This window comes from Mesobacillus sp. AQ2 (assembly GCF_030122805.1).
Lineage (GTDB): Bacteria > Bacillota > Bacilli > Bacillales > Cytobacillaceae > Mesobacillus > Mesobacillus oceanisediminis_A.
Genome location: NZ_CP126080.1, coordinates 3,086,515 through 3,111,892 on the forward strand (window position 1 = coordinate 3,086,515; position 25,378 = coordinate 3,111,892).

Here is a 25,378-nt window from a genome sequence, read left to right on the forward strand (position 1 = left end):
AAAGACTGCTTTTTTGGCTATATAATGAAATTATCCGTCTATTTTGATATCTGCAGAATAAATATTGTGGACAGCACCTGCAGAATCTTCAATCAAGAGAACACCATCTTCTGTTATTCCAGTAGCTTTTCCCCTGATTTCCCCCGTAATCGTACGGGCAATGATCTGTTTGCCAATACTGACTGCGTAACTTTCCCACATCAATTTTATCGGTAAAAAACCTTTTTCCAGATAAAGAAAATATAGCTTTTCCAATTTTTCAAGTATTGTCCTGATCAATTCTTCCCTGTCAATTGTCCTGCCTGACTCGATCGCCAGAGATGAAGCGATTGGCCGTATTTCTTCAGGAAAGTCCTCTGCCAAAGAATTGACATTGATGCCAATACCAATAATGACAGAATTGATGCGGTCTGACTCCGCCTGAAGTTCTGTAAGGATTCCTGTTATTTTTTTTCCGTTTATCATGATATCATTGGGCCATTTTATTTCGGGTAATAAACCGGTTACTTCTTCTATGGCCTGTACCACACCTACCGCGGTGATCAGTGTCAGCTGCGGGGCTTTTGGGATGGGGATTTTTGGGCGGAGCAGAACGCTCATCCAGATACCCGTGTATTTGGGTGAATGCCATTTACGGTCCATTCTTCCTCTTCCTGCTGTTTGCTCTTCTGCTATGACGACTGTTCCTTCTTCGGCATTTTCATAAGCCAGTTTATAGGCAATTTTCTGAGTCGATTCCACGCTGTCATGGTAGTGCAGATTCCTTCCCAGGATTTCTGTCTTCAATCCCAGAGTAATCTTATCTGCTGTCATATCTGCAGGTATTGAAACAATCTTATAGCCTTTTCTCCTTACCGCCTCGAACTGGAATCCTTCCTTGCGAAGTTCTTCGATTTGTTTCCATACTGCTGTCCTTGAACAGCCAGCGATGTCTGCCAACTTTTGTCCAGATAAATATTCCGATTCATTATTGGTAAAAGCATCGATCAATTTTTTCCTGATTTCTGATTGGGCGCGTTCAGCCATTGCTTTATTTTCTCCTTCTCATTTGGCACTTTGCCATAGATTACAGATCGTTCAATTTCATCAAGGGCCTGCCGCAGCCACGGGCCTGGCTGTTTTTCCATCCATGTCATTACGTCGTTCCCAGAAACTGCTAATTGCTCGCGATTCTGGATAGGCAGCATGTCATACAATTGAGTTACACCTTCAGGATTACTTCCATATTCACGAAGGGTCCCAAATACTTTTTCCGCGCTGATGGCATCGGCCTGTCCGGCCTTATAGACGGATTCCAGACTCCATTGGTTTTCAAGACGATATAATAGCAATGAATGGATCTTCTTATACTTCTTGATCTTCTGGACAGGCAGCTTCCATTCCCTCAGGAAACCGTCAACTTCTTGTTCTGACAGCTCTAATTCAAAAAGGAGCAGTACCCATAATTCCTCAAGTTCAAGGTCCGAGGTCAAATGTGATGAGAAATTCATCAGCTGTCCATTCTTCCCTTTCATACCAGGCAAATACTGAGAGATACCGCTTTTAGCCAGCAGCATGATTGCCTCTTGCCTTCCCGGTCCCAGCAGCAATTTCTCGAATTCCACTAATTTTCGTTCGACAGCTATGTTCTGTAGCAGATGGCAATGAGACGCCAGCGATTCAAAAGTCTCCTTCTCGATTGAAAAGGATAATTGGGACTGGAACCTGACTGCCCTAAGCATCCTCAATGCATCTTCGCCAAACCGCTCATCCGGATTACCCACAGTGACTATGATCTTTCGGTCGATTGCATCTCTTCCTGCGAAAGGGTCAATGATATGGCCATCTTTATCCATGGCTATGGCATTCATTGTAAAATCGCGGCGCTGAAGGTCCTCCTTCAGAGAGCGGATAAAAGAAACGCTATCAGGTCTTCGAAAGTCAGTATAGCCTGCTTCAGATCGAAAAGTGGTAACTTCATAATGGCTCCGGCCGTGATGGACCAGAATGGTTCCATGCTCAATCCCCACGTCAACGGTCTTGCTGAAAATCCGCTTCAATTCCTCCGGCAAAGCGGACGTAGCAATGTCAACATCAGCTATTGAACGGCCAAGAAGGTGGTCCCTGACAGATCCACCTACAAAATAAGCCTCAAAACCAGCATTTTCAATCCTTTCAATTACGGGTGCTGCCTCTTTAAATAGATTTGGGATCATCTTCATCATTCTCCAGCAGGCTGTAATAAATGTTTTCGTATTCTGACACGATTTGTTCGGCGCTGAAATCTCTTTCAGCCCGTTTCAGGGAGTTTGCGGCAAATCGTTTATGAGCTTCGGGATTTGCAAGGATTTCTACCGCCTTTTCAGTAATCTCAGCAATATTTCCCAGCTCACAAATATAGCCTGTCTCACCATCGACAATTACCTCCGGAATGCCACCGACGTTTGTTCCGATGCAGGGTACGCCGTAAGCCATTGCTTCAAGGGCTACAAGTCCAAAACTCTCTTTTTCGGACAAAAGAAGCATTAAATCACTCAATGAATAAAGTTCCTCCACCCTTTCCTGTTTTCCAAGCAGCAATACTTGATCCCGAACCCCCAACTCGCTGGCCAGGCTGCATACCTTCTTCATTTCAGGACCGTCCCCGACAAGCAACAGCTTTGCCGGAAGCTTTTCGGCAATCCCTGCAAATGCTCTGATCACATCAGGAACTCTTTTGACAGGACGGAAGTTGGAAACATGGATGATTACTTTTTCGTCAGGGAGAATCCCGAATTGATCCCTGAGGTCGGACGTGTCCACCCTTTTGTTGACGCGAGTATCAATAAAATTGTATACACAGTCAATTTCTTTCTTTGGTTTGATTAAATCGTAAGTTTGTTTAATCAATGATTCAGAAACAGCCGTTACATAGTCAGACTTTTCGATTCCGAATCGGATGGCATCTGTCAGTGATGGGTCATATCCAAGCACGGTAATATCGGTTCCATGGAGGGTTGTAACGATTTTCAAATCCCTTCCGCTCATCTGTCGTGCCAGGATCGCACAGACAGCATGGGGTATAGCGTAATGAACATGCAGGACATCCAAATTCTCCAGGACGGCTACCTCTGCTATTTTACTTGCCAGTGCGATATCATATGGAGGATATTGAAACACTGAGTATTGATTGACTTCGACCTCATGCGAGTAAATATTTCGATACATCTTTTTCAGCCGGAAAGGGAGACTCGAGGAGATGAAGTGAATTTCATGACCTTTTTCAGCCAGCAGCTTCCCAAGCTCTGTCGCGACAACACCTGAACCTCCTACTGTCGGATAACAGGTGATGCCAATTTTAAGTTTCTTCATTTTTCTTCCCCTAACAAATCGTTATGGATCAGCAGCGGTTTTTTGGACATGAAGCCTTCAGCGAAACTCACGCCTGCTTCCTTGCCGAATAACCTTTCCCGGGCCTCAACTGTTTCGATATAGCCGTTCACAAGCGGTGTCTCAAAAGTAGAGTCGCTTTTCTTGAACTGGCTTTCATAAGCATTAAGGGCATCAATTTTTTTATCCATAAAATTAGATACATCCACAACAAAATCAGGCTTATGAAAACCATTGATCATATAGAAATATAAGGCTTTCGGCCTGTGGGCATCCAGCCCCGATTGTTCATCATATTTTCTGACGGCTGCCGAAAAGACCGCCTCCTCGACAAGGCGCGCACAGCTGCCATGGTCAGGATGACGGTCATCAAAATAGGGTGCAAAGACCAATTCCGGGCGATCCCGCCTAATCACTCTAACGATTTCCTTTATGTATTCATCCTTAAGGAACAGGCCTCTATCCGGCAGGTCAAGTGTTTCCCTCTTCCGAACTCCAAGGATATCCGCCGCCTCTTTCGCTTCCTGTTTCCTTATCTCTACACTCCCATTTGAAGACATTTCTGCGTTTGTTAAATCACAAATCCCCATTATTTTTCCTTTTTCAGCATATTTGGCGATCGTTCCGCCCATGCCGATTTCAACATCATCTGCGTGGGCGCCAAAAGCCAATATATCAAGCTTGATTGCTTCCATTTTTATCACCAGATTTCTCTTTCACTATGTTTCTCCAATCAAGGTCGCCTCGCTCGATTCCTTTTACGAGTATTTCGGCCGTTCCCATATTGGTTGCCAAGGGTACTGCGTATACATCACAAAGACGGACAAGGGCAGTGACATCAGGTTCATGCGGCTGGGCCGTCAGCGGATCCCTGAAAAAAAATACAGCGTCCATTTGATCGTTTGCGATCCGTGCGCCGATTTCCTGGTCTCCGCCCAGCGGACCTGACTGGAATCTTTGGACCTCTAACCCGGTTGCTTCAATGATCCTCAAACCAGTAGTGCCCGTCGCAAATAATGTATGTTTTTCAAAGATTTCTTTATATGCGACTGTAAACCCCACTAAATCATCCTTTTTCTTATCATGGGCGATTAAGGCAATATTCATAAGCTCTCCCCTATTCGATGATATTCTCTAATCCATAAACAAAAGCATCCATTTTCATCACAGAATCAACAGCCAGCTTTACTCCTGACATAAAAGAGCTGCGATTATAGGAATCATGGCGGATTGTGAGCGTTTGTCCATCAGCGCCAAACAGAACCTGCTGGTGGGCAATCAGACCAGGCAGCCTTACTGAATGGATATGCATCCCTTCATAATCAGCACCGCGGGCTCCCTTTAGTGTTTCTTTTTCGTCCTGATGTCCCTGTTTTTTTGCTTCCCTGACATCAGAAATCATCTGTGCTGTTTTCACTGCGGTCCCTGAAGGGGCATCAAGCTTCTGGTCATGATGAAGCTCAATGATTTCCACATCATTGAAATACTTTGCGGCCATTTGTGAAAATTTCATCATCAATACAGCCCCGACAGCAAAGTTTGGCGCAATGATACAGCCTGTTTCCTGTACAGCACAAAGCTTCTCAAGTTCAGCAAGGTCTTCATCCGAAAAACCAGTTGTACCGACTACAGGACGGACTTTGTATTTCAAAGCCGTTCTTGTATGGAACATACCCACTTCTGGAGTGGTCAGATCAATCAGGACATCTGGTTCCGTCTCCTGGAGACATTTCTCGAAATCAGTGTAAATCAATGCTTCACTTTCCGGAAAACCATCAAGTTCACCAATTCTGAGTCTTTCATGTTTTCGGTCGACCGCTCCCACCAATTCATACCCTTCCGTTCCAAGGACGAGATTGACGGCTTCTTTACCCATCCTTCCCCGTGGACCTGCAATGACAATTTTAACTTTTTCCAATATAATCCCGCTCCTTTTAGCTGTCTTTCCTTGTCCAGCGATCTTTATCCCTTGTATTGAATTTTTCCATGACCCTGTTGTGTGCTTCTTCAAGGTCTATATTCAGCGAGTTGGCGAAGCAAATCATCACGAACAACATGTCTCCCAACTCTTCTTCAATTGTTTTTTCCTCTTCCTCTTTTTTCTTAGGTTTTTCTCCATAGTAATGGTTGACTTCTCGGGCCAGTTCACCTAGTTCCTCGGTCATCCGTGCCGTCAAAGCAAGTGGACTGAAATATCCTTCTTTAAACTGGCTTATATAAGCGTCGACTTCCTGCTGGAGTTCTTTCATCGTCTTGTTACTCAAAAGATTCACCCAACCTTTTTATGTATGCTTTTCTATATCGATGTTAGCTTAACGGAGTAGCTTTGACAAATATTTTTATTTCGAGTTAATTTTTCTGCTGCATGTATATTGCTGGACAATTTGCTTTTCATTTCGCAGCTATTACTTTCTCTATCAATCAAAGATCTCGGGTTACTCTCTGAAAATAAGGGAGGAAACAAAGAAAATTCCGACTCTTATTGCCCCTCCTGTAAAAGATTGCCCTTGCTTGCTATATTTTATATAATATAAGCGCTTCAATCAGGAGATTTTATTCCTGGCACTAGGAGGGAATTCATTTGCTTAATGGCCTGAAAATTAAAAACATCTTGTTCATTTTACTTGGTTCCGCTATTTTCTCGTTCGGACTTGTTCATTTTAATATGCAGAACAATTTGGCAGAAGGCGGTTTTACAGGGATTACACTCTTGCTTTATTTCGTGTTTGGCTGGTCCCCTTCCATCACCAACCTGCTGCTGAACCTGCCCTTGTTCTTCCTCGGCTGGAAGCTTCTTGGACGGAGTGTTTTTATATACACAATCATCGGAACTGTTGGTGTTTCGATATTTTTAGGGATATTCCAAAAGTATCAAATCGACATGCCTTTATATGAAGATTTATTTTTAGCAGCACTGTTTGCTGGGGTTTTTATTGGAATCGGGCTCGGAATCATTTTCCGCTACGGTGGAACGACTGGCGGAGTTGACATCATCGCAAGGCTTGCGCAGAAATATTTCGGCTGGACAATGGGCCGGACGATGTTCATGTTCGACTTCGGGGTTATCACCCTATCACTCATTACATATTTAGACTATCGGGAGGCGATGTATACTCTTGTCGTCGTATTTGTCGGAGCCAGGGTAATTGATTTCATGCAGGAAGGCGCTTATGCCGCAAGGGGCGCCATGATCATTTCCGATAAAAACGAAGAGATTGCTGCGAAAATCATGAAGGAAATGGACCGGGGAGTCACCAGTTTAAAAGCAGTAGGTTCCTATACGAAGGCTGAAAGAGATGTCCTTTACTGTGTTGTCGCAAAAAACGAAATCGTCCGCCTAAAGACAGTGATTAACTCAGTGGATCCACACGCTTTCGTATCTGTTACGGTCGTCCATGATGTCCTTGGCGAAGGATTCACACTTGATGAGAACAAACTCCCTATAGAAAGATAAAAAGCGCAAGCGCCTTGGTCAGCCCCGACAAGCGTTGGAGGGCCGACCAGTGAAGTCGTTCTTTTGACTTCATTGGGCGGACCGAAACGTCTCGAGGGGCTAGGCGCTGGAGCTGGACTATTCTCAAAGTCTATATTATACTTTCTTATCTCACTAAAAAAAATCCGGACAAGTCCGGATTTTTTTAGTCTTCACTAGTCATCCCAGTGTAGATCATTACTAGTCGCAACAATTCCAGCACCGCTACAGCTGCGGCTGCTACATAAGTCAAAGCTGCTGCATTCAATACTTTCTTCGTTTCTCTTTCTTCATCATTGCGGATGATTCCAGCTGACACCACTTGATCCATCGCGCGGTTGGAAGCATTGAATTCAACCGGTAATGTAATGACCTGGAATACAACGGCAGCTGCCATGAAAAGAATTCCCAGCAGAAGCATTCCGCTTAAGTTTGCAAAAATTCCGATCAGGATCAATATCCATGAGAAGTTTGAACCAAGACTTGCCACTGGCACAAGCGCATGGCGGAATCGGAGGAATGCATAATCCTCGGCATCCTGGATGGCATGGCCAACTTCATGGGCAGCGATTGCGGCCGCTGCAACGGAATGACCAAAAAAGTTACCTGATGATAAGCGGACCACTTTGGCACGAGGGTCATAGTGATCACTTAAATAACCCCTGGTTTCCTCAACACCCACATTATACAAACCGTTATCGTCCAAAATTTTACGTGCGACTTCCGCTCCTGTCATCTGGGATGAAGAAGCCACTTGTGAGTACTTTTTGTATGCCCCTTTTACCTTGAATTGAGCCCAAATCGGGATCAAGATAATAATCGCGAAATAAATGAGATACATCTGTTACCTCCTCTTACAACTCTAGCTGTTATTACTATTTTATTAATACTTAAATAGGCTGTCAATTTTTTCGTTCTTTTTGGACATTCTTTGTTTTCTCACTGTTGCCTTTATATTTTCTCCAGCCGACATAAGACAATGTAAGGATGATGATGCTGCCAGTCGAAATCATGACCCACCATAGAGAAGGGTCTGCTTCATCTTCCGTCATATCATCAAAGATATTTTGCAAATCCGATTCTAGAGCCTCCAGTTCTTCCCTGCTCGAAGCTTCCTGGAGGACCTGCGGCCGGTACTGGTCAATAAAGCTGACTTTTGCATCGACCTTTTGGATTCTTTCCGGATTGATATCTATTTTCATGCTTGGATGGATGACATTATACAAAGCAAGGAAGGAATTAAGATTACTGTCGAATTGATCGTTGTCACCTTCATAGGCAGCCGTTTTCATATTGTTAAAAACAGTCATGATCGGGTCTTCCATCTCAGCCCATAACGGTTGGTGGGTAGAAGCGATCGCATCAATCACCAGCCGGAATTTTGTCACCCTGTTCATTCTTTCAGCATGTCCAAGATCACCATTGGCTACTGCCTCCAATGCCTCATCATGTGCGACTGTAATGATGCGCAGTTCATCCATGCTAAACGGACGGCCAGTTCCTGTCACCAGCAAAAACTCTTCTGAAAAATGGGCCAGCAGCCTGTTTGCATCTTCATAACGGTGAAGCTTGACCATCTGCAAGGCCTGGTCTGATATATTGTCCAGTTCTTCTACAGGCGACTGTGGTTCTGCATATGCTGCGAACGGCACGATCAACATCAGCACCGAAAATAATATAATAAATTTTGCTTTCATTCCTGTCCCCCCTCTAAATACTATTAAAATGTATGAAGGGGTGGACAAGGTTAGACCAAAATTCAAGGTGTTATCTTGATCTTTTTAGCGAAAGAAAGAAGCGGCCCGGCCTTAGTCCGAAGTAATATCCCACCGCAATCGAGAAAATACTCAGCCAGAATGTAAAGTATCCTATCTGGTCCATGTATAAATCTAGCGTATGGTACCTTGGCATCATTCCAAAAACATAATCGATGATTTCATTATGCAGGACGACCACAGCAGCAACAATCAGATGCCACGGTTTCATCCGATAGAAAGGAGCATAAAGGACTCCTTCCACTGCCATGGCAAAATGTGAAGCCATCAGCATTAGTCCGATCCAATCCAGCTGCCCAGAGACGAAGTACACCATCAGATTCATGACAACCGCCCATAGGCCATATTTGACGAGGCTGACGATTGCCAACGCTTCCATTAGCGGCCAGTTCCTCCCCAACAAAAAAGCACCAAGCACGAATACAAAAAACAAGCTGGCTGTTGGACTATCAGGCACAAAAAGCAAGAAGCGCGGCGGCGTATCTACCAGCTGCCATTTATACCAATAGTATCCGTAAGCGGTACCCAGAACATTTACCCAGAATAAAAGCAAGAGTATAGACCTGTTTCCTAGCAAAGGATATATTTTCTTTATCATACAACTACTCCATTCCCTTTTTTTCTATCACTATTATTACAGTTTATTGAAAATAAACCAAGTTCTTCATGGCTCTTGTGCAAGAACAAAAAGCGCAAGCGCCTTGTTCAGCCCCGACAACCCGGAGGTCCTGACAGTGAAGTCGTTCTTTGACTTCATTGGCAGGACCGAAATCGAAAAGTATAGCCGACTGCCCAGAAACGGAGAAACTGGAGACTCCGACAAAGAAGCGCTCTTTGCTTCTGCCGGCGGAGTTGAAGTTTCGGAGTTTCTAGGAGGCGACACTAGACAATTAGAAAAGCGGAGGCGACTGCCCAACTCCGACAAGCACTGGAGGGCCTGGCAGTGAAGTCGTTTTTTGACTTCATTGACAGGACCGAAGCGTCTCGAGGGGCTAGGCGCTGGAGCTGGATTAAGACACCCATATGCAGTTATCCACACAAAAACGCTTTTAAAATTTCCTATACAATAAAAAAGAACCTGCAAGTTTGATTACAGGTTCCTTTCGTTATTATTCGCTTAGACCGTCGATGAACTCAGACAATGTCTTTAGTTCCTCGTCCGTTCCTTTGAAAACTGCAGGCATGTTACCTTTACCATTCTTTGCAACATCTGCGATTTCTTCAGCGTTCAATTTTGTTTCAAGCAGGCTCGGTGCTGCAGCACCGCCGGCAAGTTCCCCGCCATGGCAGGAAGTACATGTCTGTGCCTGGGCAATTTTGTATCCATCAGAATTCTTATCGATTTCCACATCCACAATCTGCCCCTGTTTCTCTGCAGCTTCCCAGTCATGGGTCGCAACTGATTCCCAAGTAAGGTAGAAAACAGAAGCGATTGCCAGCAGCATGAATCCTGTAGCAAGTGGACGCTTTGATGGACGGCGCTCAGGGCCGCGGTCAATAAATGGCGCCAGCAGTAATGCACCGAATGCAAGACCCGGGATTACCATAGCTCCAATTACAGTATATGGACCTGAAGCATAAGAATATTTCAGCAATTGATATAAGAATAAGAAATACCAGTCTGGCAATGGAATATAAGCCGTATCTGTAGGATCGGCAATCCTTTCAAGCGGAGACGGGTGAGCAATGGTCAAGCTCAAGTATCCGATTAAGAAAACAGCACCAACCATCCATTCTTTCAATAGGAAGTTAGGCCAAAACGCTTCCGTTTTGCCAGGGTATTCCGAGTAATCTTTCGGAATATTAGGCTTGCGTTCTGCAGGGACACGTGAGTCTCCTACGAACTTCATACCTTTACCACGATGCATCGAGCGATCCCCTCCTTTTTCCGTATAGTTGAACGAATCTCAATTCGCGCAACGTTTTCATTCAAATTTTACAATGGACCAGAAATACCTTGCTTACGAATCATCAGGAAGTGTGCTCCCATTAAGCCTAATAGTGCTGCAGGCAGGAAGAATACGTGAATCGCAAAGAATCGTGTCAAGGTTTGGGCACCAACGATTGTTGAATGTCCGGATAGCAGAATTTTAATGTATGGCCCAATCAATGGGACAGCTTCTGCAATCTGCAATGTAACCTTGGTTGCGAATAATGCTTTCATATCCCACGGAAGCAAGTATCCTGTCAAGCCAAGAGCCAACATTACGAAGAAAATCAGTACTCCGACAACCCAGTTCAATTCACGAGGTTTCTTATAAGCGCCCTGGAAGAACACACGAAGTGTATGTAAGAACATCATGACGATGACAAGGCTCGCACCCCAGTGATGCATTCCGCGAACAATTTGTCCAAACGCTACTTGATTTTGAAGGTAGTACACAGATTCCCAGGCATTCTTGATGTCCGGAACATAATACATTGTCAGGAACATACCGGAAAGAATCTGGATGACTGTGATGAAAAACGTCAGACCGCCAAAGCAGTACACGAACGCAGAAAAGTGATGCGCCGGGTTAACGTGCTCAGGTACCTCATGGTCTGCGATATCGCGCCACAAAGGCGTAATATCCAAACGCTCATCTACCCAATCGTAAATTTTGTTTAACAATGATTACGCCCCCTTTCGTGGTTGAGCTTTTCCTACATAAAGGAATCCATCTTTTTCTTTTGTCGGATACACATCCAAAGGTGCTAATGGCGGTGTACCAGGAACATTGGTTCCATCTTTTTCATAACGGCCATAGTGGCAAGGACAGAAGAACTGTTCAGGATGCTCCTTGTCAGTACCCCAGTCTACAACACATCCAAGGTGTTTACACACTGGCGACAAGGCAACGATTTCCCCGGCTTCATTTTTGAAAACCCAGGCTGTTCCTGTTTCTTCAGATTCATACCATGCATCTTTTTGTTTGAATTTAAAATTGACTTTTTGCGGTTCAGTCTTGATTTCTGCGATCTTCAATGGAGTCGCGATGAAATCTCCCGTGTCTTCACCCTTCAGCACAGGATCGACGGCAAAGCGAACCATTGGCATCAGCATCCCCGCAGCCATGAAACCGCCTACACCTGTTAGAGTATAGTTTAAGAATTGACGTCTTGAAACACGATGCTTACTCACGTTATTCCCCCCTCTATTCCCAAGTTAAGTCCCCAACGGACATAATTTAAACACATTTTAAAACTAGGACATAACCATGATATATCAATCTCATTACAAAATCAATATAATACTATGTTGAAAACATTTTTCGCAGTGATAAAAATAACAGAGGGCTATTTTTCATCCCATTTCTCAGTGAACAAAGATAATAATTGCTTAACTTGATCATCCACGATTGCTACCTTTTGCTGGTCATGCATCTGATCCATGGACAAGGACGGCATCCAAAGCACATTACCATTAAGGTCTTTTTCTCGATGCCTCCAGCGGCTGTCAGACGTAACATAAAAGATATGATTGAACTGCTTGTCCAATAGACTATTTTCCCAATTCTTTAAAGCGTCCAGGCTGCCCTCATCTTCCTTTATGTACACAAAATCAGGCAAAAGGAAAATTCGCCCCCGAAACTGCTTTTCCAGCTGAGATGTAAGGATGCCTGTGAACTCAGCCATTGAAGCATTTTGTTTCATGTCCTCACCAAAAGAAACTGGCAAAAGCGGGACGATTGCCGTGTCAACGTACTCAGCAGCTTTTTGATACATTTCAACATCTGCTGCCACCCATTTCATAATACCAACTCCATCTTTCAATTAGGCTAGAATCGTAAACATAGATTTCCATCTTCTGCAATCATAACCCATTGTTTACATCCATTCTATAATATCATGATTAAATACTGTTTTCGAATCGTATGGGGCGTAAATTATTTTTACGGTCTAACCTTATAATCCAGGGAAAACCCATTCGTACTCAGACTGCCAACCACTTTGAAAACGGGCAAAATAAAAAGCCTGCTATTTTTTAGCAAGCTATAAAGAGTTGACTGCACCTAATTTTTTTAATTGCTCTGTAAGATGTTCGAAGGCTTCCTGGTCCTGGCTGTCCAGTGCCTGGTCAATCAGGGATAACAATTTGTCTTTCTGGAAATTGTGGATGCTTTCCTCCAGAAATCTTTCTGCCACCATTTTGTCGCTTTCGCTGATTTGGAGCTGTCCTGGCATATAAGGGTTTTCTTCCAGCACGGCCGCAAATTGATGGGCTTTGTTTGAAGCATGGAAATTCAGTTGGATGTAGATTTCTTCTTCCCTGTTCAAACGAATATCATGAAAAGACTTCTCAGCATCGGTCGTCATCACATTTTCCTTGAAGAACCGGAATGGAACTTCATCCACGCAATGTGTCGACATCACTAATCCCCTTGGGCAATGCTGGGCATTATCCACAAAGTGTACCTTTTCCATCAGCTGATCATGGCTCATCAAGTAGTTAAGGATCCAAACACATTCCCGCCTTTTCAGCTGATAATGGTTCAAAAACCAGCGGATAAAATCCTTTTTCTCGTTGACAGATACAGGGGTTGTCATTTTTGAATCCCTCCTCTGCATAACTTAAATTTTTTTCGGTTACTGATTTTCCGTCAAACGCTCCAGCATTTCACGGAATTCTTCATTGCCAGGTTCCTTTTCAACTAACATACTTAGAATTTCGGCGGCCTCGCCCATTTTTCCTTCTTCAATTAAAAAATATCCGTAGTCTGACAAAAATTCTTTGTTGTCTTTAAAGAAAGTATATGCTAGTTGGTATTTGTTTAATGCCTGTGAATAATCTTCAATATGCTGATATGCAATAGCTGCATCCCATAGGATTTGCGGTTCTTCTTCTTCATTATAGTCCGCCGCACCGATCAGCTCCAGAACATCCTCATATCGCTCCTGCTTCATCAGAAGTTTGTTCAGGACAAGAACTCCTTCCATGAATCCCGGGTCCAGCGCAATGGCCTCCCGTATCAATTTCTCGGCAGTATCCTCATCCGGAAGCTTAAGGGCAAGCTTCCCGCCGTAAAAGTATAGATCCTTGTTGTATTCATCCTGCTCAATGCCCTGTTTGACAGCTTCAAACGCTTCCTCCGCCATTTCTTCCCGTTCATAGGCTTTGGCAAGATAGAGATATAATGAGTGATATTCAGGGTCGAGAGTCTTCAATTCCTCGAATTTTTCGATTGCTGTTTTATTATAGCCAGCCTGCAGTGCTGTAAAAGCATAACCGAATAAAGTATTGATTTCCAGCTTTTGTTCGAGGGCTATATCGTAAAAATGAAGCGCTTCTTCAAATGATCCACCAGCACTTAATGTTTCAGCCAGCCTCTGGTTGATGTTTACCCCGCCGATTTCTTCATGCACCTTAAGGACTGTTTCGTAATATTGAATCGCTTCCGCAAGTTTTCCCTGATGAGCGTAAAGTTCCCCAAGAGCAAAATCTATCACCGATTCATCCGGTAAAATTCTTTTAGCCTCGAGGAGTTTGTTTTCACTCACTTCATAGAGACCTTCCATTTGATATAAATCAGCCAACAGAAGAAGTGCCTGGGGGAAAGCAGGGTCGTCTTTGTCTACCTTTTCGAGAGTGAGCATAGCCTCTTCTTCTTTACCGAGTTCAATTCTTGTTTCTGCTAGCAGGACATGGAGTTCACCCTCTTCTGGGTAGTTTTTCAATAAACTTTCAATCAGAGTTTCCGTTTCTTCCATAAACCCAAAACGGAAAAGCTCCTCTGAAAGCAGGAATTTCTCTTCGTCATTGCCTTGTTCAAGAATTTCCCTATATGCAGACATAGCTTTCTCAAGCTGTCCATTTTCTATAAGACTGGTTATTTCATTTACTGCGACCATTGCTATCATCCTATCCTTAAAATTAGGCACTGTCCGTTTTTTTAGTCAGGCAGTACCTTAACGTCTAATTAGTAGTTATCAGTAAAAAATCCTGGTGTCTTGATTATAACATTCTCTCCCTTTCCTGGACGATAATAAACCTCATCTCCTGCACGAATGACTTTTCCTTTGTCCACAGTCACCACTAAATGCTTGGACTGAAAAAATAATCCCTGCTCATCACGATGTTTTGTTTCTGCACTAATATTATAAAGGTTATAGCTGACTTCCCCGCCACTGTGCAGATTCGATTTCCCCGGAAAAATACCGGTTTTTTTTAAAACCGATCTTGAAACAGGGCAGCCATCCTTCAATTCTTCGTATAAGGCTGGAACCTTCTCCTTTTTCATCAAATTGCTCCAGGCATGCAGCTGTTGCTGCTTCTCTTTTTTGTGGTGGCTTTCTGAAAATAACGGGATGATCGGACAGTTGTAGGGAAACAAGGCTTCCTTGATCCATCCCCATGGCATGGTCTCCAAGCTGCACATCTCATCGATTTCAAGAAAGATAGCCGGTATCTTCAACTTTTTGCACTTGCGGATGAATTGGGGTTTCAGCAACCTTACTGGAATGGAGATTCCAAGAACAAAGTCAATCGGACTGTCCAGCAAATCACTTTTTGCCTGCTTCAGCTTTTCTTCAAGCTGCCGTTCATATTCGACTCGGACAGGTGTGAAGATGACAGTGCTTCCCTTCATGATAAAGTTCTTCAAGTAATATTCTTTCCTGTCTTTAAAGGAACCTGCCAGAGGCAAATTGGAATCATAGAGGACATGTGTAGGGGTCATGATATATTTGTCCGCATCCATCTTCATATGCTGATGCCGATTGAGTCTCGAAGTCGTCGTTATAATCCGGTCACCTTCTACAAGCATGCTAGTATTAATCAGGGCCTGTCCCTTCATGAGGTGGATATTTTCTATAATGTATGCCATAAAACCACTCCTTTATCGGTCTTATGACAAACTATGCAAAAAATCCGGGAATATAACGGCTTGTATTCCTTTTACCTCTAATAAAAGTTGTTTTCGGAAAGATTGTTGTTAAAATCCTAAAGCCGATTTTAACGTGCTATAAAGCCATTTTGCTGTTCGTTTTTAAGTGTTCAAGCTCTTTTCTCATAACAAGCCTTAATTTTATGAATAAAACTAGATCATTCAATCCCATTTAGTAGTCAATAGCAACAAAGTTTGAGAAAAGAGCCTTAATAAATGAATGAGGGCCATCTTATTACTTGATGGCCCTCATTCCTGCTATTTTATTCTTGTACTAAGCTATACAAGTCATCGAAAAAACCAGGATAAGAAACGGCGACTGCCTCACTTTGTTCGAGGACGACGTCTTTTTGGCAAAGCAGGGCAGCGATTGACAGCATCATTCCGATTCGATGGTCCCCATAAGCAGAAACGGTTCCGCCGGCAAGGTTTTGCTGCCCGTAAATAATCATCCCATCCTCTGTTGCCTCGATATTCGCACCAAGCTTCTTTAATTCATTTACCACAGTATCAATTCGGTTTGTTTCCTTGACTTTCAATTCCCCTGCATCCTTGATTATCGTCTTGCCCTCGGCCTGTGTGGCAAGTAAAGCAATGACGGGTATTTCATCGATCAGACGGGGAATCAAGTCTCCTTCAACCGTTGCAGCATTTAGTTTTGAATATTTGATCCTAATATCTCCTGCAGGCTCAGCTGCCTCTTGATCATATGGTTCAATCTTGACATCTGCTCCCATTGCTTCAAGGACATCAATGATGCCCGTCCTTGTCGGATTAAGCCCAACATTCTTAAGTAGGATGTCACTCCCTGGCACTATAGCACCTGCCACCAGGAAAAAGGCAGCGGATGAGATGTCACCAGGAATATTTATATTAGCTGCTTTTAGTGTTTGGCCTCCGACTACCTTTACCGAATCTCCTGCACGTTCGACTTTGCCGCCAAACTGCGTAATCATTCGTTCTGTGTGATCCCTTGTCTTTACTGGTTCGACGATGACTGTGTCACCTTCGGCCTGCAGACCGGCAAGGAGAACAGCCGATTTCACCTGTGCGCTCGCAACAGGCAATTGATATGTAATGCCCGATAACTTCCCGCCTTTTACAATCAGCGGAGTGAACTCACCATTATTCTTTCCATCGATTCTTGCGCCCATTTTTGACAATGGAACAGTTACTCTGGTCATTGGCCTCCGTGCGATTGATTCGTCCCCTTCCAAACGGGACTCGAAAGGCAGTCCAGAAAGGATTCCCATCATCAGCCGGATGGTCGTTCCGGAATTGCCGACATCCAGCGTTTCTTCCGGTGGCTTTAAGCCCTTGATTCCGTTGCCTGAAACAGTAACCTCATTTCCATTCCTGTTAATCTCGACTCCGAGTTTTTGAAAGCAGGAAATCGTACTCAAACAATCTTCTCCGGGAAGGAAATTCTCGATTTGGGTGGTCCCTTCAGCAATGGAGCCAAACATGACTGCCCTATGTGAAATGGATTTATCTCCCGGTACTTTAATTTCACCCTCCAGGGAGGTTTTGTTTGTTTTAAGTGTTTTTGTAGACATAATTTTGCTCCTTCAATTTACTCTGCAACAGACATCTCGAATTCCGTGTGTTTCCCAATGCATTTCATTGCTTTTTCCCGATCTTCAGGTGTCTGAAAACTGATCACCAGCACTCCATATATATCCTCACGGGTTTCAATGATTCTGATATTCGTTATGCTGATTCTCTCAATTGCCAGGTACCCGGTTACTTCCGAAATCACACCTGGATAATCGGGAACATCCACAAACAAGTCATAAAAGCTTGGAATCGCTCCCTTATCCTTTACAGGAAGACCGTCACGATATTTTTTCGCAGATTCAAAGAAATCATAAATTTTGTCTTCATCCTTTGCGGACAATAACTCCTTTACCCGTTCCATCTCAGCCTGCCAGTCATTCAACAAAGAAACCAGGACATCGCGGTTTTGAAGCAAAATATCTCTCCACATCCTGGGGTTGCTGGAAGCTATTCGCGTGATATCCCTGAAGCCACCTGCTGCAAGGCGGTTTACAAGTGGTTTCTCTTTGTCCGCCCGCGCTGCCTGATGCACTAGCGAAGCAGCAATTATATGAGGAAAATGGCTGACAACACCAGTAAGATAATCGTGCTCTTCAGGAGAAACATCCAGAAACCTGGCTTTCGTACCTGAAAGCCAGGCTTTTAAACGATCGACTGTCTCATTCATGACGTTGCTGGCAGGAGTCAAAAGATAAAAAGCATTTTCAAATAATATTTTCTTGGCAGCTGCTACCCCGCTTTTATGGGAACCTGCCATTGGATGGCCACCAACGAACGAAACCCCTTTGTCGGAAAGGATGGATGCCTTTTGGGAGATATACCCCTTGGTGCTTCCTGTGTCTGTAATAATGACTTCCTTTTTCAGCGGCAAGGATGCCAAAGTCTCGATGATCCTCCCTGCAATCGTGACTGGAGTCGCTATGATGATCAAATCTGCCCCAGAAGCTTCTTCTTCAATGCCTCCTGCCGGTCTGTCAATTACACCAAGCATCTTGGCAAGGTTCATCTGGTTTTGGTCCAAATCGTAACCTACCAGTTCTGAATCCGGATGTTTTTCTTTAATACACATTCCCAGAGAGCCGCCAATCAACCCTAGCCCAATGATCAATACGCGGCCTTCCATAAAATCCACATCCTTATTTAGATATTGCGGTGTCCACATTCAGAAATTCTTTAATAATCCCAATTACACCTTCATTTTGTTCCTTTGAACCAACCGTGACCCTTATACTTGTAGGAAATCCAAGCGCTGTGCCTGAACGGACGATATATCCTCTTTCAAGCAGGAACTGAAACACTTCCTGGCCATCCCTGTTAAAATCAATCAAAATGAAATTTCCTTGTGATGGATAATATTTTAATCCGGCATGATCACAAAAATCGTAAAACTGCTGTAATCCTTCTCTGTTTTCTCGCCTGCATTCTTCTATGAATTTCTGGTCTCCCAATGCAGCGATCGCGGCTGCCTGGGCCAATGTGTTGACATTAAATGGTTCCCTGGCCGGCTCTAGTGCCCTGATGGTATCCTCATGGGCAATGCCATATCCTACGCGGAAACTTGCCAAGCCATAGATTTTGGAGAATGTCCTTAGAATGATCAAGTTTTTATATTGCTGCAATAGGCGCATTGAATCATGGAAATCCTCAGCATCCACATATTCAAAATAAGCTTCATCAAGCACTACCAGCACATCTTCAGGAACCCGTGCCATAAATGCAGTAAGTTCTTCTTCTGTTATATGGATCCCTGTCGGATTGTTCGGCGAACATAACCAAACAACTGAAGTTTTCTCATCGATTGCAGCCGCCATACCATCCAGGTCATGTGCACCGTCCACTAAAGGGATCTCTGTAATTTCGCAGCCTTCTATTATTCCATTGTGTTTATACTGAGGAAAAGTCGGAGCAGCCATCACTGTTCTGGTTTGTGGTGAAAGCAGTGCTCTTGCAATCATCTGGATTATTTCATCAGAACCGTTGCCTAATATAATCTGCTCCTCTTTTACTTCTAAATACTCTGCAAGAGCTGTACGGAGTTCTGTAGCATAACCATCAGGATACACCGAAAATTTACCTGCATAGCCTGCAATTTCATTCCTCACTTTTTCTGAAGAACCAAATGGATTCTCGTTTGATGCCAGTTTCACGATTTCTGATAAACCATACTGTCTCTTAACTTCCCCGATTGATTTTCCTGGCTGGTACGGTTTAAGCTTTAAAAGCTGCTCTTTCCATCTCATCTTATCCACCTCAACTATCTGATTCTTTAATCCTCTATCTAATTAAAGCAATAAAGAGTATGTTTTTATCATACACTGTTTGACGGTGCAGAAAAAGTAAAAAAGGACAATTTTACAAATCCGGTCTCAGCCCAGCTGCTCCCTCAAGATATATGTGCCTGATTTCTTCCTGCTTCTTTTCAGTATTGAAATGGATCATCACCCTGATGCACATTGGAAGCGAGCCCGTGACGGATAACTCTTTCATGCACATGACCGGTACATAGGTCCAGCCTTCAAGGTTCCTTAATGCCTTTGCCGGGAAGACCGCATCGACATCATCAGTAGCAGAGATGAATATTGAGGCCACTTCACCCGGAGCAATCTTGTTGGAAGCGATCATTTCTTTTAAAAGCCTTTCAGCACCAAGAATAACTTCCCTTTCTTCATTGCTGCTTACCGTGATGGCTCCCCTTACTCCCCTAATCATCAAGCCCAACCTCCTCTTCGAATTTCTTCAGATATGTCATCAATGTTCTTTCATCTACTTCAATAAGCGCAGGTTTGCCGACCTCTTCCAAAAGAACATAACGAATGGTACCGCTCACTGATTTTTTATCCTGTTTCATTCTTTGGATCAACTGCCCTCTTTCCAGTCCTTTCGGAATGGACGTTTGATATCCAAGCTTTTTAAGCCAAAGCTTTAATTCATCCAAATTAAAATCAAGCCCAAGCAAATCCTTGCTTAATTCGAGGGCAAATAGCATACCAATCGCAACAGCCTCACCATGCGTGACATTTCCATAACCGGCCTCAGCTTCGATTGCATGGCCTAGCGTATGCCCGAAATTTAAAAATGCGCGAATCCCTTTCTCCCTTTCATCCTCTGCAACAAAGGAACCTTTGATAGAAATACCCTTTGTCAGGAATTCAAGCATTTGGGAATTGCTTATTGCATCCAGTGAATGGATTTGTTCCTTTAGCCATCTATAAAAAGTCTCATCACTAATCAGAGAATGCTTGATCACTTCAGCAAATCCTGAACGCACTTCATGTGCAGGGAGCGTCTTCAAGTAATCAAGGTCATAAATCACAGCGTCTGGCTGATGAAATGCACCGATCATATTCTTCCCTAACGGGTGGTTAACAGCCACTTTCCCTCCTACTGCACTGTCATGGGCTAGAATCGTGGTCGGTACTTGAATGAAACGAATCCCGCGCATATATGATGCAGCGACAAATCCCGCAAGGTCTCCTACTGCTCCTCCACCAAAGGAAATAATCAGCGACTTCCTGTCGAGTTTGTTTTCCAGTGCGTAAGAAAGACAATCATAATAAACATCAAATGTTTTAGCTTTCTCACCTGAAGGTACGATTTTTACGATGAGCTCGCTTAAACCGGCCGACTCCCGAAAAGAATCCAGATGGTGCTTTGCAACTGTTTCATCCGTTATGACCATGATTGATGTATAGCAATCTGCTGCCTTCTGGATGAAATCGTTCAAGAGATGGATCGCACCGCTCCCAATATAGACGGGATATAAGTTAGTACTTGTAACGATTTTCACCTGCTGCATTTAAAAATCCCTCGCAGTCCTTCTTTGTTCCTCGATGGTCGCTTTCAGCGTGTCAAAACGGTCTGCGTAAAATTGCTCAACCAGGGCAGAAGCAAGCTCCCACGCAATCACATTTTCAGCAACGACGGCAGCAGCCGGAACTGCGCAGGCATCGGATCGTTCTATACTAGCCGAAAAAGGTTCTTTAGTATCGATATCAACACTCATCAATGGCTTGTAAAGCGTCGGGATTGGTTTCATGACACCACGTACAACGACTGGCATTCCTGTCGTCATCCCGCCTTCAAGCCCACCAAGCCGGTTGGTTTTTCGGTAATAACCACGCTCTTCTTCCCAGGCAATTTCATCATGCACCTGGCTGCCAGGCTTCCTGGCTGCTTCAAAACCAATACCGATTTCGACCCCTTTAAATGCATTGATGCTCATAATCGCCGCGGCTAGCTTACCATCTAGCTTGCGGTCGTAATGGACATAACTGCCCACCCCGGCTGGCATTCCTTCAGCAATGACTTCAACGACACCGCCGATGGAGTCACCATTTTTCTTTGCCTCATCAATCGCTGCCATCATGTCTTTTCCGGCTTCGGTGTCGAAGCATCGAACTGGAGATTCCTCTGTTACCTCTCTAAGTTCATCCAGTGAGGAAAAGTCCTGCTTCATTGCTTTTACTCCGCCAATTTCTACAACATGTGCAACTAGCTCAATCCCTAACAGCGATAGCAGTTTTTTAGCCGCTGCACCCGCTGCGACTCTTACCGTCGTTTCCCTTGCAGATGAACGCTCAAGGACATTCCTCATATCGCGATGTCCATACTTGATTGCTCCATTTAAATCAGCATGACCGGGACGCGGTCTGGAAATCTTTCTTTTCACTTCTTCGGATGAATGATCATCCAGCGGTTCCTGGCCCATAATGCCGGTCCAATGCTTCCAGTCATTATTTTCAACCACCAGTGCGATTGGTGAGCCAAGAGTTTGACCATGCCTGATTCCTGCAGTAATCTGGACCTGGTCCTTTTCAATCTGCATCCTTCTGCCGCGGCCGTAACCCTTTTGCCTGCGCGCAAGCTCATTGTTTATATCTTCTGCTACCAGCGGCATTCCTGCTGGCATTCCTTCAATTATGGTTGTTAGCTGCGGTCCATGTGATTCACCCGCTGTTAAATATCTCATATACTTTCCCCCTTCAACTCGCTAAAGGATTTGTTTTACTATATCACACAGTTTCCAATAAATAAATTAAAAATTTCGAAATATGTATGATTCCTTTTAAAGAATGAAGCCATTTTATCATGAACCCTTCAGTCTCGCAAAAAAACCATCATGTATTATTGTCTGCAGACATCAGGTGATTTTATTTTACAAATAACAAAAGGAGCACGGTCACCCGGCTCCTCCTGTTATTTCTTCCTGTAAAAGAAAGTCTCCGCTGTCTCAAAATCGTATGTACTAGGATTAAAGATCTGTTCTGTGCTGCCCACAAATAAAATGCCGCCCTGCCTTAACGCCGAGCTGAATTTATGGTAGATGCTTTCCTTTGCATCTTCGGTAAAATAAATCAGGACATTCCGGCAGACAATCAGATCGAACGGACCCTCATAGCGGTCGGCGAGCAGGTTCTGTTTTTTAAAGGTAACAGTCCTCTTGATTTCATCAGCTACCGTATAATATGGCCCTTCCTTCTTGAAGAACTTGTTAACCATATCCTTTGGCGCTTCATTCAGCGCCCTTTCTGAATAAACACCAAGCCTTGCCTTTGCCAATACGTTTTCGTCGATATCCGTCGCATGAATCTGAATCCGGGATAGTGGTATATGCTTTGAAAGCACCATTGATAGAGTATATGGCTCTTCTCCGGTCGAGCAGGCGGCACTCCAAATTTTCGGATTAGGATTTTTGCTCAATAATTCAGGAAGGATTGTCTGATCCAGGACCTCCCACCTTTTTGCGTTTCTGTAAAACTCGGAAACATTGATGGTCATGCGATCGAGAAATTCATTCAATAGCTGCCGATCTTTGTCGAGCCCTTGATAAAAATCCTGGAAAGATGAAAAGCCTTTCTTTTGATAGAGTGAAGTCAGCCTTCTCTTCATCTGGGCTTCTTTATAGAGAGAAAGGTTGATACCTGTCTTCTCGTAGATTTTCGATATAAAGATTTCATAGTCTTGCTGCATCAGTTTGCTCCTTATCGGTACTAGAAAAATCTGGACAATCTCATTATAGCGGAAATCTTTGAGATAGGTGCACTATTTTTTGCTATCCCTATTTAGCACAAATTCCCTTTCTTAATTCAGTTAGATACAAGGAGCTTTGTGCATGAAACCCAATTATGGCTATTGTTGAGCCGAACTAATAGTTTTTTTGGAGATACAGTGATCCAATAAGGGTTATTGTTGACCTGGTGTTACAATTTATGGATAATCAATGCTCCAATCAAGGCTGTTGGAGATAGCATATTACAGTTTCTGGATAATCAGGGCTCCAATAAGGGCTATTGGTGACTCGATATTACAGTTTTTGGATAATTAAAGCTCCAATAAGGGGTATTTGAGACACGGTATTACAATTTCTGGATAATCAATGCTCCAATCAAGGCTATTAGAGACATGATATTACAATTTCTGGATAATCAATGCTCCAATCAAGGCTATTAGAGACACGATATTACAATTTATGGATAATCAGTGCTCCAATCAAGGCTATTGGTGACATGTTATTACAGTTTCTGGTAAACAATTGCTCCAATCAAGGCTATTGGGACATGATATTACAGTTTCTGGATAACCAGTGCTCCAATAAGGGCTATTGGTACCCCGATATTACAGTTTTTGCAAAACAAGTGCCCCAATAAGGGCGGTAGGTTACTTTATATTACATTTTTTAGAAAATAACTGCTCCAATGAAGTCTATCGGTGCCTCGAACCCCGTTGGGTCCACAATGATGCCAATCGATAATCCGAAAGCAGTACACCGATGCAGTAGAATGACGCAAATAAAAAAGACACTTGCTATAAGCAAGTGTCCAGGGGTTATATTAGTAAACCCACTCGTTGATTAATTTGCTGTATTCAGCCAACTCTTCCTGTTTGAAGAATAGTCCGATTTCACGCTCTGCGCTTTCTGGTGAGTCTGAACCGTGAATGACGTTCTTTCCTACAGTAACGCCGAAATCTCCGCGGATCGTTCCAGGAGCTGCATCTTTAGGGTTTGTAGCACCCATCATCTGGCGTGCAGTTGTGATTACATTTTCACCTTGCCAAACCATTGCGAATACTGGACCAGAAGTAATGAAATCTACCAATTCGCCGAAGAATGGACGCTCTTTGTGTTCGCCATAATGCTCTTCAGCAAGTTCTCTTGGGATGTTCATAAGCTTTGCGCCAACTAGCTGGAAGCCTTTCTTTTCAAAACGTGCTACAACTTCGCCGATCAGGTTGCGCTGCACGCCATCAGGCTTGACCATCAAATAAGTCTTTTCCATGAGTTCCACTCCTATTTCACTATGTATGTGAACCGCTTACAAAAGCAATCCTTAGAAATAGTATCATTTTTTTGAAAAATTCGCAACTTGCTAATACTTGCGTTTCCCAATAAATTTGGCGATGTCGCGCAATGACTTCTTTGCTCTGTTTGGCGGAAGTTCCTCAAGGATGGCGAGTGCTTTATCCAGATACCGGTCACTGATTTCAAGAGACTTTTCAATCGCGCCAGATTCCTGGACCAGCTTCAGGACTTCCTCCAGGTCTGCCCTTTCCATTCCTTCATGGACTGTCCGGACCCTGCTGTTGATGTACTCATCCTGCATAGCATACAGGACTGGCAAGGTGATGTTACCCTGGAGCAGGTCCCCGCCAGCGGGCTTTCCAAGCTCCTTTTCTGTTCCTGTGAAATCAAGCACATCATCCGTAATCTGGAAGGACATCCCGACATAGTAGCCGAATTTATACAATTTGTGATGCTCCTCTTTCGGGACTCCTGCCACAACAGCACCAAGCTGGCAGCTGGCAGCAATCAAAAGAGCTGTCTTCCGCTTAATCCTGAGCAGATAATTGCGCAGGTTTTGGTCGAAATTATATTTATCTTTTATTTGTTCAATTTCACCAATACTTAATTCGACAATGGTATCTGAGAGAATCTGGTGCGCTGCCGGATTTTTAATTTCGGTCATAAGCTCCAGCGCCCTCGCAAATATGTAATCCCCTGTATACATGGCAATCCTGTTATCCCATTTTGCCTTGATCGTCGGCTGCCCTCTTCGCAATTCGGCATCATCAATCACATCATCGTGTACCAGTGATGCCATGTGGATGAGTTCAAGAGAGACCGCGACATCCTTGATGACATTGATATCATAATCACCGAATTTCGCACCGAGAAGCACAAAAACAGGCCTTATCCGTTTCCCTCCTGCTTTAAGCAAGTGCAGGCTTGCCTGTCTAAGCAGATGGGAATCTGCCTGGATTGATTCTTCCAGTTCTCTTTCTATTAACGTCAAATCAGAATTCAAATATGTATATAACAGCTTCATCTTCATTATTATCCACCCAGCTTTTGCATTCTCGATCTC

Annotated in this window: 27 protein-coding genes; 1 reads left to right on the top strand and 26 read right to left on the bottom strand. The window is 43.7% G+C overall.

Annotation, left to right across the window (positions count from 1 at the left end; translation table 11 throughout):
* Positions 1-30: 30 nt before the first annotated feature.
* From QNH36_RS15535 to QNH36_RS15565, 7 genes are read right to left on the bottom strand one after another with little or no spacing between them, the layout of a single operon-like run.
* Complete coding sequence (locus QNH36_RS15535) at positions 31-1,026, bottom strand: biotin--[acetyl-CoA-carboxylase] ligase (protein WP_144476848.1); 996 nt, start codon at positions 1,024-1,026, stop codon at positions 31-33.
* Positions 987-2,195 carry a CCA tRNA nucleotidyltransferase gene (locus QNH36_RS15540; RefSeq protein ID WP_251541253.1) on the bottom strand — a complete coding sequence of 403 codons (1,209 nt, stop codon included), beginning with the start codon at positions 2,193-2,195 and terminating at the stop codon, positions 987-989. Before QNH36_RS15540 ends, QNH36_RS15535 begins: the two co-directional genes overlap by 40 nt.
* Positions 2,176-3,330, bottom strand: coding sequence for an N-acetyl-alpha-D-glucosaminyl L-malate synthase BshA (bshA, locus tag QNH36_RS15545; RefSeq protein ID WP_283903772.1), 1,155 nt, complete (start codon positions 3,328-3,330; stop codon positions 2,176-2,178). Before bshA ends, QNH36_RS15540 begins: the two co-directional genes overlap by 20 nt.
* Positions 3,327-4,043: a bacillithiol biosynthesis deacetylase BshB1 gene (gene bshB1, locus QNH36_RS15550; protein ID WP_144476957.1), complete on the bottom strand. Its 717-nt coding sequence runs from the start codon at positions 4,041-4,043 to the stop codon at positions 3,327-3,329. Before bshB1 ends, bshA begins: the two co-directional genes overlap by 4 nt.
* Positions 4,024-4,455: a methylglyoxal synthase gene (mgsA, locus tag QNH36_RS15555; protein WP_144476843.1), complete on the bottom strand. Its 432-nt coding sequence runs from the start codon at positions 4,453-4,455 to the stop codon at positions 4,024-4,026. Before mgsA ends, bshB1 begins: the two co-directional genes overlap by 20 nt.
* 10 nt (positions 4,456-4,465) lie before the next feature.
* Complete coding sequence (gene dapB, locus QNH36_RS15560; protein ID WP_283903773.1) at positions 4,466-5,266, bottom strand: 4-hydroxy-tetrahydrodipicolinate reductase; 801 nt, start codon at positions 5,264-5,266, stop codon at positions 4,466-4,468.
* A gap of 16 nt (positions 5,267-5,282) precedes the next feature.
* Positions 5,283-5,612: a nucleotide pyrophosphohydrolase gene (locus tag QNH36_RS15565; RefSeq protein WP_283903774.1), complete on the bottom strand. Its 330-nt coding sequence runs from the start codon at positions 5,610-5,612 to the stop codon at positions 5,283-5,285.
* 317 nt (positions 5,613-5,929) lie between these two features.
* Here QNH36_RS15565 and QNH36_RS15570 point away from each other — a divergent pair, with 317 nt between their 5' ends.
* On the top strand, positions 5,930-6,802 hold the full coding sequence (locus tag QNH36_RS15570; protein WP_144476834.1) for a YitT family protein: 873 nt from the start codon (positions 5,930-5,932) through the stop codon (positions 6,800-6,802).
* A gap of 184 nt (positions 6,803-6,986) precedes the next feature.
* Here QNH36_RS15570 and QNH36_RS15575 read toward each other — a convergent pair whose 3' ends face one another.
* From QNH36_RS15575 to hepT, 19 genes are all read right to left on the bottom strand, one after another.
* Positions 6,987-7,661 carry a zinc metallopeptidase gene (locus tag QNH36_RS15575; protein ID WP_144476831.1) on the bottom strand — a complete coding sequence of 225 codons (675 nt, stop codon included), beginning with the start codon at positions 7,659-7,661 and terminating at the stop codon, positions 6,987-6,989.
* A 61-nt stretch (positions 7,662-7,722) separates the two neighbouring features.
* Positions 7,723-8,517: a sporulation protein YpjB gene (gene ypjB, locus QNH36_RS15580; protein ID WP_144476828.1), complete on the bottom strand. Its 795-nt coding sequence runs from the start codon at positions 8,515-8,517 to the stop codon at positions 7,723-7,725.
* A 70-nt stretch (positions 8,518-8,587) separates the two neighbouring features.
* Positions 8,588-9,190, bottom strand: coding sequence for a lipoprotein heptaprenylglyceryl N-acetyltransferase LhaT (gene lhaT, locus QNH36_RS15585; RefSeq protein ID WP_251541255.1), 603 nt, complete (start codon positions 9,188-9,190; stop codon positions 8,588-8,590).
* Between the two features lie 514 nt (positions 9,191-9,704).
* Positions 9,705-10,463 carry a menaquinol-cytochrome c reductase cytochrome b/c subunit gene (locus QNH36_RS15590; RefSeq protein WP_144476825.1) on the bottom strand — a complete coding sequence of 253 codons (759 nt, stop codon included), beginning with the start codon at positions 10,461-10,463 and terminating at the stop codon, positions 9,705-9,707.
* Between the two features lie 68 nt (positions 10,464-10,531).
* The gene (gene qcrB, locus QNH36_RS15595; protein ID WP_102263395.1) at positions 10,532-11,206 is read right to left on the bottom strand and encodes a menaquinol-cytochrome c reductase cytochrome b subunit; all 675 of its coding nucleotides are present in this window, start codon (positions 11,204-11,206) and stop codon (positions 10,532-10,534) included.
* A gap of 3 nt (positions 11,207-11,209) precedes the next feature.
* Complete coding sequence (locus QNH36_RS15600) at positions 11,210-11,716, bottom strand: Rieske (2Fe-2S) protein (protein WP_144476822.1); 507 nt, start codon at positions 11,714-11,716, stop codon at positions 11,210-11,212.
* Positions 11,717-11,871: 155 nt separating this feature from the next.
* Positions 11,872-12,327 carry a YpiF family protein gene (locus tag QNH36_RS15605; RefSeq protein ID WP_251540684.1) on the bottom strand — a complete coding sequence of 152 codons (456 nt, stop codon included), beginning with the start codon at positions 12,325-12,327 and terminating at the stop codon, positions 11,872-11,874.
* 240 nt (positions 12,328-12,567) lie between these two features.
* The gene (locus QNH36_RS15610; RefSeq protein WP_144476816.1) at positions 12,568-13,122 is read right to left on the bottom strand and encodes a ReoY family proteolytic degradation factor; all 555 of its coding nucleotides are present in this window, start codon (positions 13,120-13,122) and stop codon (positions 12,568-12,570) included.
* A 39-nt stretch (positions 13,123-13,161) separates the two neighbouring features.
* Positions 13,162-14,424 carry a tetratricopeptide repeat protein gene (locus QNH36_RS15615; RefSeq protein WP_283903775.1) on the bottom strand — a complete coding sequence of 421 codons (1,263 nt, stop codon included), beginning with the start codon at positions 14,422-14,424 and terminating at the stop codon, positions 13,162-13,164.
* A gap of 68 nt (positions 14,425-14,492) precedes the next feature.
* Positions 14,493-15,398: a hypothetical protein gene (locus QNH36_RS15620; RefSeq protein ID WP_144476808.1), complete on the bottom strand. Its 906-nt coding sequence runs from the start codon at positions 15,396-15,398 to the stop codon at positions 14,493-14,495.
* Positions 15,399-15,721: 323 nt separating this feature from the next.
* Entirely contained in the window at positions 15,722-17,014 is a 1,293-nt protein-coding gene (aroA, locus tag QNH36_RS15625) for a 3-phosphoshikimate 1-carboxyvinyltransferase (RefSeq protein WP_144476806.1), read from the bottom strand.
* Between the two features lie 17 nt (positions 17,015-17,031).
* Positions 17,032-18,138, bottom strand: a complete 1,107-nt coding sequence (locus tag QNH36_RS15630; RefSeq protein WP_283903776.1) for a prephenate dehydrogenase — start codon at positions 18,136-18,138, stop codon at positions 17,032-17,034.
* Between the two features lie 13 nt (positions 18,139-18,151).
* Positions 18,152-19,255, bottom strand: coding sequence for a histidinol-phosphate transaminase (hisC, locus tag QNH36_RS15635; RefSeq protein ID WP_283903777.1), 1,104 nt, complete (start codon positions 19,253-19,255; stop codon positions 18,152-18,154).
* 112 nt (positions 19,256-19,367) lie between these two features.
* The gene (aroH, locus tag QNH36_RS15640; protein ID WP_144476797.1) at positions 19,368-19,724 is read right to left on the bottom strand and encodes a chorismate mutase; all 357 of its coding nucleotides are present in this window, start codon (positions 19,722-19,724) and stop codon (positions 19,368-19,370) included.
* Positions 19,717-20,811, bottom strand: coding sequence for a 3-dehydroquinate synthase (aroB, locus tag QNH36_RS15645; RefSeq protein WP_144476794.1), 1,095 nt, complete (start codon positions 20,809-20,811; stop codon positions 19,717-19,719). Before aroB ends, aroH begins: the two co-directional genes overlap by 8 nt.
* Positions 20,812-21,984, bottom strand: coding sequence for a chorismate synthase (aroC, locus tag QNH36_RS15650; RefSeq protein WP_144476791.1), 1,173 nt, complete (start codon positions 21,982-21,984; stop codon positions 20,812-20,814).
* A gap of 227 nt (positions 21,985-22,211) precedes the next feature.
* Positions 22,212-22,985: a CheR family methyltransferase gene (locus QNH36_RS15655; protein ID WP_144476788.1), complete on the bottom strand. Its 774-nt coding sequence runs from the start codon at positions 22,983-22,985 to the stop codon at positions 22,212-22,214.
* A gap of 860 nt (positions 22,986-23,845) precedes the next feature.
* Positions 23,846-24,292, bottom strand: coding sequence for a nucleoside-diphosphate kinase (gene ndk / locus QNH36_RS15660; RefSeq protein WP_144476785.1), 447 nt, complete (start codon positions 24,290-24,292; stop codon positions 23,846-23,848).
* A 90-nt stretch (positions 24,293-24,382) separates the two neighbouring features.
* Positions 24,383-25,345: a heptaprenyl diphosphate synthase component II gene (gene hepT / locus QNH36_RS15665; RefSeq protein ID WP_144476782.1), complete on the bottom strand. Its 963-nt coding sequence runs from the start codon at positions 25,343-25,345 to the stop codon at positions 24,383-24,385.
* Between the last annotated feature and the right edge of the window lie 33 nt (positions 25,346-25,378).

Excerpts from the sequence above, each read along its gene's own strand:
- QNH36_RS15535 (WP_144476848.1), bottom strand. The coding sequence starts at position 1,026 with ATGGCTGAACGCGCCCAATCAGAAATCAGGAAAAAATTGATCGATGCT.
- QNH36_RS15540 (WP_251541253.1), bottom strand. The coding sequence starts at position 2,195 with ATGATCCCAAATCTATTTAAAGAGGCAGCACCCGTAATTGAAAGGATT.
- bshA (WP_283903772.1), bottom strand. The coding sequence starts at position 3,330 with ATGAAGAAACTTAAAATTGGCATCACCTGTTATCCGACAGTAGGAGGT.
- bshB1 (WP_144476957.1), bottom strand. The coding sequence starts at position 4,043 with ATGGAAGCAATCAAGCTTGATATATTGGCTTTTGGCGCCCACGCAGAT.
- mgsA (WP_144476843.1), bottom strand. The coding sequence starts at position 4,455 with ATGAATATTGCCTTAATCGCCCATGATAAGAAAAAGGATGATTTAGTG.
- QNH36_RS15575 (WP_144476831.1), bottom strand. The coding sequence starts at position 7,661 with ATGTATCTCATTTATTTCGCGATTATTATCTTGATCCCGATTTGGGCT.
- ypjB (WP_144476828.1), bottom strand. The coding sequence starts at position 8,517 with ATGAAAGCAAAATTTATTATATTATTTTCGGTGCTGATGTTGATCGTG.
- QNH36_RS15590 (WP_144476825.1), bottom strand. The coding sequence starts at position 10,463 with ATGCATCGTGGTAAAGGTATGAAGTTCGTAGGAGACTCACGTGTCCCT.
- QNH36_RS15605 (WP_251540684.1), bottom strand. The coding sequence starts at position 12,327 with ATGAAATGGGTGGCAGCAGATGTTGAAATGTATCAAAAAGCTGCTGAG.
- QNH36_RS15610 (WP_144476816.1), bottom strand. The coding sequence starts at position 13,122 with ATGACAACCCCTGTATCTGTCAACGAGAAAAAGGATTTTATCCGCTGG.
- QNH36_RS15615 (WP_283903775.1), bottom strand. The coding sequence starts at position 14,424 with ATGGTCGCAGTAAATGAAATAACCAGTCTTATAGAAAATGGACAGCTT.
- QNH36_RS15620 (WP_144476808.1), bottom strand. The coding sequence starts at position 15,398 with ATGGCATACATTATAGAAAATATCCACCTCATGAAGGGACAGGCCCTG.
- aroA (WP_144476806.1), bottom strand. The coding sequence starts at position 17,014 with ATGTCTACAAAAACACTTAAAACAAACAAAACCTCCCTGGAGGGTGAA.
- QNH36_RS15630 (WP_283903776.1), bottom strand. The coding sequence starts at position 18,138 with ATGGAAGGCCGCGTATTGATCATTGGGCTAGGGTTGATTGGCGGCTCT.
- hisC (WP_283903777.1), bottom strand. The coding sequence starts at position 19,255 with ATGAGATGGAAAGAGCAGCTTTTAAAGCTTAAACCGTACCAGCCAGGA.
- aroH (WP_144476797.1), bottom strand. The coding sequence starts at position 19,724 with ATGATTAGGGGAGTAAGGGGAGCCATCACGGTAAGCAGCAATGAAGAA.
- aroB (WP_144476794.1), bottom strand. The coding sequence starts at position 20,811 with ATGCAGCAGGTGAAAATCGTTACAAGTACTAACTTATATCCCGTCTAT.
- aroC (WP_144476791.1), bottom strand. The coding sequence starts at position 21,984 with ATGAGATATTTAACAGCGGGTGAATCACATGGACCGCAGCTAACAACC.
- QNH36_RS15655 (WP_144476788.1), bottom strand. The coding sequence starts at position 22,985 with ATGCAGCAAGACTATGAAATCTTTATATCGAAAATCTACGAGAAGACA.
- ndk (WP_144476785.1), bottom strand. The coding sequence starts at position 24,292 with ATGGAAAAGACTTATTTGATGGTCAAGCCTGATGGCGTGCAGCGCAAC.
- hepT (WP_144476782.1), bottom strand. The coding sequence starts at position 25,345 with ATGAAGATGAAGCTGTTATATACATATTTGAATTCTGATTTGACGTTA.